Annotated in this window: 8 protein-coding genes; all 8 read right to left on the bottom strand. The window is 64.8% G+C overall.

Annotation, left to right across the window (positions count from 1 at the left end):
* Nucleotides 1-66: 66 nt before the first annotated feature.
* The 8 genes from QUH67_RS00420 to QUH67_RS00385 all read right to left on the bottom strand — a co-directional run bounded on the left by QUH67_RS00420 (nt 67) and on the right by QUH67_RS00385 (nt 8,442).
* Entirely contained in the window at nt 67-789 is a 723-nt protein-coding gene (locus QUH67_RS00420) for a nucleotidyltransferase family protein (RefSeq protein ID WP_300944696.1), read from the bottom strand.
* A gap of 115 nt (nt 790-904) precedes the next feature.
* Nucleotides 905-1,228, bottom strand: a complete 324-nt coding sequence (locus QUH67_RS00415; RefSeq protein ID WP_300944695.1) for a PilZ domain-containing protein — start codon at nt 1,226-1,228, stop codon at nt 905-907.
* Nucleotides 1,229-1,317: 89 nt separating this feature from the next.
* Nucleotides 1,318-2,838 carry a tRNA (adenosine(37)-N6)-threonylcarbamoyltransferase complex ATPase subunit type 1 TsaE gene (gene tsaE / locus QUH67_RS00410; RefSeq protein ID WP_300944694.1) on the bottom strand — a complete coding sequence of 507 codons (1,521 nt, stop codon included), beginning with the start codon at nt 2,836-2,838 and terminating at the stop codon, nt 1,318-1,320.
* A complete protein-coding gene (locus QUH67_RS00405; protein ID WP_300944693.1) occupies nt 2,835-5,354 on the bottom strand; it encodes a PAS domain-containing sensor histidine kinase in 2,520 nt (839 codons plus the stop codon). Before QUH67_RS00405 ends, tsaE begins: the two co-directional genes overlap by 4 nt.
* A 278-nt stretch (nt 5,355-5,632) precedes the next feature.
* On the bottom strand, nt 5,633-6,091 hold the full coding sequence (gene dut / locus QUH67_RS00400) for a dUTP diphosphatase (protein WP_300944692.1): 459 nt from the start codon (nt 6,089-6,091) through the stop codon (nt 5,633-5,635).
* On the bottom strand, nt 6,088-7,518 hold the full coding sequence (coaBC, locus tag QUH67_RS00395; RefSeq protein ID WP_300944691.1) for a bifunctional phosphopantothenoylcysteine decarboxylase/phosphopantothenate--cysteine ligase CoaBC: 1,431 nt from the start codon (nt 7,516-7,518) through the stop codon (nt 6,088-6,090). The genes dut and coaBC overlap by 4 nt, the downstream gene beginning before the upstream one ends.
* A gap of 224 nt (nt 7,519-7,742) precedes the next feature.
* Nucleotides 7,743-8,078, bottom strand: coding sequence for a helix-turn-helix domain-containing protein (locus QUH67_RS00390; protein WP_300944690.1), 336 nt, complete (start codon nt 8,076-8,078; stop codon nt 7,743-7,745).
* Nucleotides 8,071-8,442: a type II toxin-antitoxin system RelE/ParE family toxin gene (locus tag QUH67_RS00385; protein WP_300944689.1), complete on the bottom strand. Its 372-nt coding sequence runs from the start codon at nt 8,440-8,442 to the stop codon at nt 8,071-8,073. Before QUH67_RS00385 ends, QUH67_RS00390 begins: the two co-directional genes overlap by 8 nt.
* Nucleotides 8,443-8,640: the final 198 nt, after the last annotated feature.

The following is an 8,640-nucleotide window of genomic DNA, read 5'->3' as shown; positions in this document are numbered from 1 at the left end:
TCGCTCCGTCTATTTGCCACGATCGACCTCGGTGACCATGGGACCCGGCCGGGCTACGGCGTGCAGCTACGCCACGCTTTCCAGAAACGCCTCGTCCGCGGCCTGCACCGCGTCCGGCGTGCCGACATGCATCCAGACGCCGTCGAGCCGCAGCCCGAACAGCCGTTCCTGCTCGTTGGCGCGGTCGAACATTTTCGTCAGCGAGAACTCGCCGGCGGGCGCGTCAGCAAACAGCGCGGGCGACATGATCGCCGCGCCCGCATAGACGAACGGCACCACCTGATGCTCTTTTCGTTTGCGCAGCGCGCCGTCGGGCAGCATCGTGTAGTCGCCGCGGCCGGTGTAGCCGATGCTGCTGGTGGTCGGCGCCATCAACAGCAGGATGTCCATCCGCGCGGGATCGAAGGTTTCGGCCAGCCGCGTCAGGTTGGGCCGCACGCCGTCGATCCACATCGTGTCGGCGTTGAGATGGAAGAACGGCTCCTTGCCCAGCAGCGGCAGCGCTTTCACGACGGCGCCGCCGGTGCCGAGCACCTGGTCGCGTTCGTCGGAAATGATGATACGGGGGCGGGTGCGGCCGGCGGTATGCCGGATGATCTGGTCGGGCAGATAGTGCACGTTGACCACGGCCTCGCTGACGCCGGCGCCGGCGAGCTTGTCCAGCACGTGATCGAGCAGGGGCTGTCCGGCCACGCGGACCAGCGGCTTTGGCATGTGGTCGGTCAATGGGCGCATGCGCAAGCCGAGGCCGGCGGCAAGAACCATGGCTTTGCTGGGAGTTACGGACATCTTTGGAATTTCTCGAACCATCCAAATCGCGCCGCGATCATATCACGGCGAGTCGCCATGTGCAGCGATCCCCGAGGCCTAGTGGCCGGATGTGACGGCCATACGACGGGTCGAATCAGGCGTCGGCGCCCTCGACCCCGCGCTTGGCCGCCTTCTTCTTCTTGTCGCCCTGCTTGAGGAAGTTGACGCCGATCTGGTCGCCATTGACCCAGGCCAGTTCGCAGCGCCGGTAGGCCAGCCCGGTGGACGACAGCAGCAGGAAGAATTCCTTCAGGTGCAGGCCCTCGACCGAGCCTTCGACCGTCAATTTGGCGCCGGTTTCGGAGACGTCTTCCATGACGCAGTCGCGCCGCCAGGTGCCGTCGATTCCCATCATGTGCGCGGCAAAGCCGCGCTCGAACACGATTCGGTCTCCGCGGCGCCGTTCCGCCCCCGCCATGGCTGTTTTTCCATCTCAAATCTGGCTGCGCCCGCCGGCTCGGCATGGCGGGTTCCAGAGTAAGAGGGCGCCGACTAACAGGAGGTAAATCAGGACAGGGGGGCTGGCACATTGGCGGCATACCAGCCGCGAAATTCCGCCAGCGCCGGGTGCGCCAGCGAGCGGCTCAGATAGGTCCAGATCCGGGGCTGGTGGCGGAGATATTGCGGCTTGCCGTCGCGCCGGTTGAGCCGGGCGAAGGTGCCGAGCAGGCGGGTATTCCGCTGCGCCGACATGATGGCGTAGAGCTCGGCAAAGCCCGCCGGGTTGAACTCGGGATCGGCCCCCCGCCGCGCCTTGATGTAACGGGTCAAGAGCGCCAGTTCGAGCTGTTCGGCGACATCGATCCGGGCGTCCTGCAGCAGCGACACCAGATCGTAGGCGGCCGGGCCGAGCACGGCGTCCTGGAAGTCGATGATGCCGACGCGCAGGATTCCCTCGCGGTCGCCGAGCCAGATGATGTTGGGCGAATGAAAATCCCGCATCACCCAGGTTCGCGGCGCGGCCGCCGGCTTCTCCAGCAGCTTTCGCCACATCGCGGTGAATTCGTCGCGCTGTTGCGGGCTGACCTCGGCGCCGCGATCCGGCAGGTACCATTCCAGCATCAGGCCGATTTCCACCAGCCATGCGTCGATGTCGTAGACCGGAATCTGGTAGGAGCACTTCGGCGCCACCGGCGCGGTTTCCGGCAGGGTCTTGCCATGCAGTGCCGCCAGCATGTCGGTCGCCGCCTCATAGCGCTCGACGATCGGCTGCGGCGGATCGCCTTCGACGACGCTGCCGCTGCCGAAATCCTCGGTGATCAGGAAACCGGAATTCAGGTCGGCGTGACGAATGACGGGGGCCGAAAAGCCGTGCGCGCGCAGGCCGTTGTCGATGGCGACGAACGGCTTGACGTCCTCGGCCAGATGCACCGCCGCGCTGTAGGATTTTCCGTCGTAGATCGCCGGGCCATCGGGACGGCGCGGCGAATTCATCAGGATCGATGTCCCGTCGTCGCGGATCAGCCGCGCATAGGAACGCGTCGAGGCGTCGCCGGGCATGCGCGCCCGTACGCTATCCAGCATCCCGGCATCGGTCAGAAAGTCCCGCAGCGTCTCGAGCCGCGTCACCTGCGCCGCCGCCTTGCCATAGCCGGTGATTTCGGCGGCGCGCGCGTTGGACCCGAGCGCCGGGCGATGGCTGAAGGCGATGTCGATGCGGTCTTCGGGCAGCATATCGCCGGCGCGTTCCGGCCATTCGATCAGCGCCAGCGTGCCCTCCGGCAGCGGCGACAATCCGATTTCCTCCAACTCGCTCGAATCGCTGATGCGGTAGAGGTCGGCGTGGAGAAGCGGAAACGGCACGTCATAGCTCTGCGCCAGCGTGAAGGTCGGGCTCGGCACCTCGAGTTCGGGATCGCCGGCGAGGTAGCGGATCATGGCGCGGGCGGCCGCGGTCTTGCCCGCGCCGAGATCGCCGGTCAGCGTGATGACGTCACCCGGGCCGACCAGCAGCGCGAGATCGGCCATCAGATTCGCGGTGGCGGTCTCGTTTACCAGCGCGATGGTGAATTTTGCCGGTTCGGTCATTCGGCGGCGTTGCGGTGCGCGTTCTGGTCGACCGGAAAGTCGCAGCTGACCGTCGTGCCCTTGCCGACCACCGAGTCGACGCGCACCTTGCCGCCGTGCAGTTCGACGAAGGAACGGACCAGCGACAGGCCGAGGCCGGCGCCGCGATGCCGCGAGCCGTGCGAGTGACTCTCGAACCAGTCGAACACCTTGTCCTTTACGTCGGCCGGAATTCCGGGACCGCAATCGCTGACGGTGAAGATCACGCGATGCTCGGTGCGCTGCGCGCTGATGGTCACCGCGGCGTCGTGCGGCGAGAATCCGACGGCATTGGCGAGCAGGTTATAGAGCACCTGCACCACGCGCCGCTCGTCGCCGGTGAAGTTGCCGATGTTGGAATCGATATCGACCTTCAGTTCGATGCGGTCGGTCGCCAGCCGGTCCTGAATGCCTTCGGCGGCGGCCTGGATCGCCTTTTCGATATTGACCGGGCCGAGTTCGAGCTTCATGGCGCCGGCGTCGATGGTGGCGAGGTCGAGGATGTTGTTGGTCAGCGCGAGCAGGGCATTGGTCGATTTCGTGACGTAGTCGAGATACTCGGCCTGCTTCGGCGTCAGCGGTCCGGTCGAGGGATCGCTGAGGAAATGCGCGAAACCGATGATGGTGGTCAGCGGCGCGCGCAATTCGTAGGACACGTGGTGGACGAAATCCACCTTCATCTGGTCGGCGGCCTCGAGCGCTTCGTTGCGCTCGCGCAGCGCGCGCTCGACATTTTCGGTGTCGGTGATGTCCTGGAAGGTCAACAGCGTCGCACCGTCGGGCAGCGGCATGGTCATGCAATCCAGCACGCTGCCGTCCTTGCGCTCGAGTTTCAGCGCCACCTGCGTGCGGTTGTCGATCGCGGTGATCGCCTCGCGCAGCGCCCGCCAGGTCATGGCGTCGTCGAACAGCGGCAGGCACCAGGCTTCCACCGTTTCGATGTGCGGCTGCTCCTTCAGCGCTTCCGCCGGCAGCTTCCACATTTTTGCGAAAGCCGGGTTGAACAGTTCCACCCGGCCGTTGCTGCCGAACACCGCGACCGCTTCGCCGAGATTGTCGAGCGTCTCGTGCTGGACCCGCGTCAGGCGGTCGAAGCGGCGCGCGAGATCGAGGCTTTCGGTAACGTTGTCGAACAAATAGGTAACGCCGCCTTCGAGGTTCGGGGTGGTGACGACGCTCAAGGCGCGACCGTCGGGCAGGAACCAGGAGTAGCTCTCGGAGTCCACGGCGCGATAGGCTTCGTGCAGCTTGGCCTTCCAGGCCCGGAAGTCGGGCTGTTCGGGCAATTTGCGGGCCGCGCGCAGCCGGTCGAGCACGCTGGAATCGTCGGGGTTGGAATCGAGGAAGGCCTGATCGAGGCCCCACAGACGCCGGTAGGATTCATTGTAGAAGGCAAGCCGCCGCTGGCCGTCGAACACGGCGACACCGGACGACAACTGGTCGAGGGTGCGGCGGTGGGCTTCCGCCATCCGCTCCATGGCATCGCGCAACTGCGCGGCCTCGCTGGCGTCGATGGCGATGCCGGCGCTGCCGCCGCCGAGCCTGATCGCCTGCACGTCGTAGATGCGCCGCTCGCCACCGACCACGATCGGCAGCCGCGCGCTGAAGTTGGCGGCGTCGTTGAGCACCCGGTTCATCTCGGCGCGCTGGTCGTTCTCCAGGAGTTCGAGGCCGCGGTGGATCGTGTCGGCGACGTTGGCACCTTCGGTGGCTCGCACATAGGCCGTGTTGGCGTAACGCAAATTGCCCTCGACGCTCTTGGCCCAGATCGGCCAGGGCACCGCGGCGGCGAAGTCGCGCAAAAGCTCGGTTTCTTCGAGGAGCGTCCTGTAGCGCAGGTTGGCTTCGGCGAGGTCGCGGCGCAATCCGCCGAGTTCGCGAATCCGCACGATGGCTTGCCCGCCGATCGCGCGGCCCATCGCCTCGATGGCGCGGCCGTTCGAGGTGGCGAGATTGAGCAGAAAACCTTCGCCGGCCTCGCGCAGCGCGTCGACCGCATGGTCCATCTGCAGCGCCGGTTCCGGCGGCAGCCAGGTGCCGAAGGCGAGGATGCGCTGCGGCGAATTCGACATCGCGTCCTGCGAGATCAGAAGCGAGGTGTCGCCGCTGATCTGGGGCCGGTTGTCGCCTGCGGCCCAGGCAATCAGGATCTGCGGCTCGGCGAACAGCAGCGCCCGCAGCCGGTCGGCCTGCACCTGCAAATCGGCGATGTCGGAGCGCAGGCCGAGTTCCGTCTTGGAAGCCTGAATACGCGTGCGCATCAGCAGGACCGCTGCCAGTACGGTGAAGACGAGCAGCGACAGCGATGTCGTCAGCGCCGCAAATTCCTGGTGATTGAGGTCGAGCAGGGCGGAAATCGTCTCGGTGAGGCTCATCTCGGCGGCAAATGCCGGTTTGAGCGACATGCAGAGAATGGCGGCAAGCGTCATCGCGCCGCGGCGTGCCAACGATGTGCACGACAGCAGGGTTCGACGCATCGCCGCGACTGAGCCCGACATTATTTATTTGCCCCAAAAACGCACGACAGCAGACCCCGCGCCACCCAGCGCATGATCCGCCCAGGTGTGAGCGGTTTGGCGCTGAAATCATGCGCCGACAATAGGAATGAGCGCGCCCGGACAAAAGACCGGACCCCACTTTTGCTGATCGCGCTCCGCACGAATCGGGTCGAGACTATCCGCTTCGGGAGTCGGGCGGTAAGAGTCCAGACCGTGAACGCAAAATAGGCTGTGAAAAATTCGCCTTATTAGCGCCCGGAGTGTCTTTAATGCGCGCTTCAGCGTCCGGTCGAACCGAAGCCGCCGCTGCCGCGGTCGGTCGTCGAAAGCTGTGTCGCGGCAACCAGTTGCGCCTGCACCACCGGCGCGATCACCATCTGCGCAATGCGCTCGCCGCGCCGGATCGGGAACGGCGCATCGCCATGATTGATCAGCAGCACATTGATCTCGCCGCGGTAGTCCGCATCCACCGTGCCCGGCGAATTCAGCACGGTCACGCCATGCTTGGCGGCCAGCCCGGAGCGGGGCCGCACCTGCGCCTCATACCCCGTGGGCAGCGCGATCGTGAGACCGGTTGGTACCATCGCGTATTTGCCCGGAGACAGGATCAACGGCGTATCGGCGGCAACGGCGGCGAGCAGATCGAGCCCGGCCGCGTCCGTGCTCTGGTAGGCCGGCAGCGCGAGGCCTTCGGCGTGCGGCAATTGGCGGATATCGACTTTCACTGCGGCGTTCACGAATGCTTCTCCACGGTCTTTGCGATCTTCGCCACCAGTTCGGTCGCGACCTGTTCCTTGGTCATCACAGGCCAGGAATCGACCCTGATCTCGTTGTCGTCGTCGCGCGTCAGCAGATGAACGGTGTTGCGGTCGCCGCCCATCACGCCGGTGGCCGGCGAGACGTCGTTGGCGACGATCCAGTCGCAGCCCTTGCGCGCGATCTTGGCTTTGGCGTTGTGGATCAGGTGTTCGGTCTCGGCCGCAAAGCCGATCACCAGCGGCGGGCGATTGTCCCGGAGTTTCGAGATCGTGGCGAGAATGTCGGGATTTTCGACCAGCTGCAGCGGCGGCATGCCCGCTGACGTCTTTTTCAGCTTCTGTTCGCCTTCACTGGCGACGCGCCAATCGGCGACGGCAGCGGCGAAGATCGCGATATCGGCGGGCAGGGCGGCTTCCACCCGGTGCAGCATGTCGCGCGCCGACTCGACGCGGATCACTGTGACGCCTGCGGGATCGCGCAGCTCGACGGGGCCGGTGACCAGCGTAACCTCCGCGCCCGCGGCCTGCGCCGCCATGGCGATGGCAAAACCCTGCTTGCCGGAAGAACGGTTGGCGATAAAGCGCACGGGGTCGATGGCCTCATGCGTCGGTCCCGCGGTGATCAGCACGCGCTTGCCGGCGAGCGGCCGTGGTCGCGGCGGGCGGAGAATGTCGATGGCAGCGGCGGCGATCTCGATCGCTTCCGACATTCGTCCGACGCCGGCCTCGCCCGATTCGGCCATCTCGCCGGCGTTGGGGCCGATCATATGGATCCCGTCGCGGCGAAGCTGCAGCACGTTGCGCCGCGTGGCGGCGTTGTTCCACATCAAGGGATTCATCGCCGGCGCCAGCAGGATCGGGCGGTCGGCCGCCAGCAAGATCGCGCTGGCGAGATCGTCGGCGTGGCCGTTCGCCATCTTCGCCATCAGGTCGGCGGTCGCCGGCGCCACCACGATCAAATCGCACTCGCGGGCAAGGCGGATGTGACCGGCGTCGAATTCGCTGCCGGGGTCGAACAGATCGGTATAGACGCGCTCATGCGACAGCGCGCTGGCGGAAAGCGGCGTGACGAATTGCTGCGCGGCCTTGGTCAGCACGCAGCGGACGTCGATGTGCCGTTCCTTCAGTCGCCGGATCAGCTCCAGCGACTTGAAGGCGGCGATCCCGCCGCCGATGATCAGGGTGACGCTTCGCGCGCCGGAGGCGCTGTAGGGCTGCGGGCGCGGCGTGGGTGCCTCGGCGGCCTCCGACGAGGATGGCTCACCCGCAACGTAGGGACGTCCTTGGATTAGCTCCCCGAGGATGACCCGGACTTCCTCCTCGACGGAACGGCCGTTTCTGGCCGACCTCAGCCGAAGATAGGTTTTGATAGCCTCGTCGAGCTTTCGGATGGTCAGGCTGGCCATGGCGGGCCTCCCAGCAAAATCTGCAAGCAACGCTAGCACATCATGCTGTCATTGCAATCATGTCTAGGGGGCCTCTGGAAACTCGCGTCCGGCGCTTCGCTGGCCCCTTCAGGTGACCGCGCCTAGAGCAATTGGTGCTCGGTTTGCGCCGGGGCGAAAGGCGTCTGAGAAATCGCCACGGCTCCGGCGCGTCGAACCAAAGGTCTTGCGAGGAAGAGTCCAGATTAGAGAACCAATTCGATGCCGTTGCGCTGGATGACGTTGAGCAACACCAGCGTCGAGCCGGTGGGTCGCTTGGCGCCGCGTTCGAGCTTGGAGACATAATCGGGCGTGACGTTGAGGCATTTGGCAAAGACGGCCTGACTGATTTCCGCTTTTTCGCGCAGCGCCCGGATTTCCTTGGCAGTTATGGGTTGCGTGTTCGGCAGCGTCGTGGCCCCGAGTTCCTGTGCGATCCGGTCAAAGCCGCGCTTGTCCATCACGCCGCCCGCGAGCATGTCTTTTGCGGTTCGCAGGATGCTCTTGCCGAGCGGGCTAGGCTTTTTCGCTGCTTTAGCCATTGTGTACCTCAATCAATCGTCCAGCTTTCAATTCGGATTCGATCAGTGTAGCGCCCGCATGAAGCCAGGATGATGCGAGCGAGCGGAGTGCCTGCAATTCATTGTCAGCAATGTTGCCCCGGTCATTCTTGGCAAAGCAGTAAAGGAAAAAAGCGCGGTCTCCAGCTCGCAGCGCAATGATGGTGCGATAGCCGCCCGACTTTCCATGCCCTTTGCGGTTGACACGTTGCTTGATCAGGCCGCTACCAAGTTCAGCGTCGATCAAGCCTTTCGCGGCGCGATCGACGGCCTCTCTCAGCGTCCGATCATCGATGTCTGTTTTGCGGACCAGCCGCGCAAACTCCCGTGTTTTGAATATTCTCAAGTCGCGCCCTAGTTCTATAACCTATAGTTCTGGGTTCCATTCTGCAAGAGACTACCGCGCAGGGATTCGTATGTTTTTGTAGACATATCGACAGGCCGGTTTGACTTGCGAATGAGGTCATCCAGCACTTGGCGGACCTGCCGGGAGCCCGTGTTTGTGGAGATTTCGCGAACGGGATGACCGTGAACGGCCAGGTTG

This window comes from Bradyrhizobium roseum, assembly GCF_030413175.1.
GTDB classification, from domain to species: domain Bacteria; phylum Pseudomonadota; class Alphaproteobacteria; order Rhizobiales; family Xanthobacteraceae; genus Bradyrhizobium; species Bradyrhizobium roseum.
Note: the sequence above shows the minus strand (reverse complement) of the source record. Positions and strands in the feature narration are given on the sequence as shown.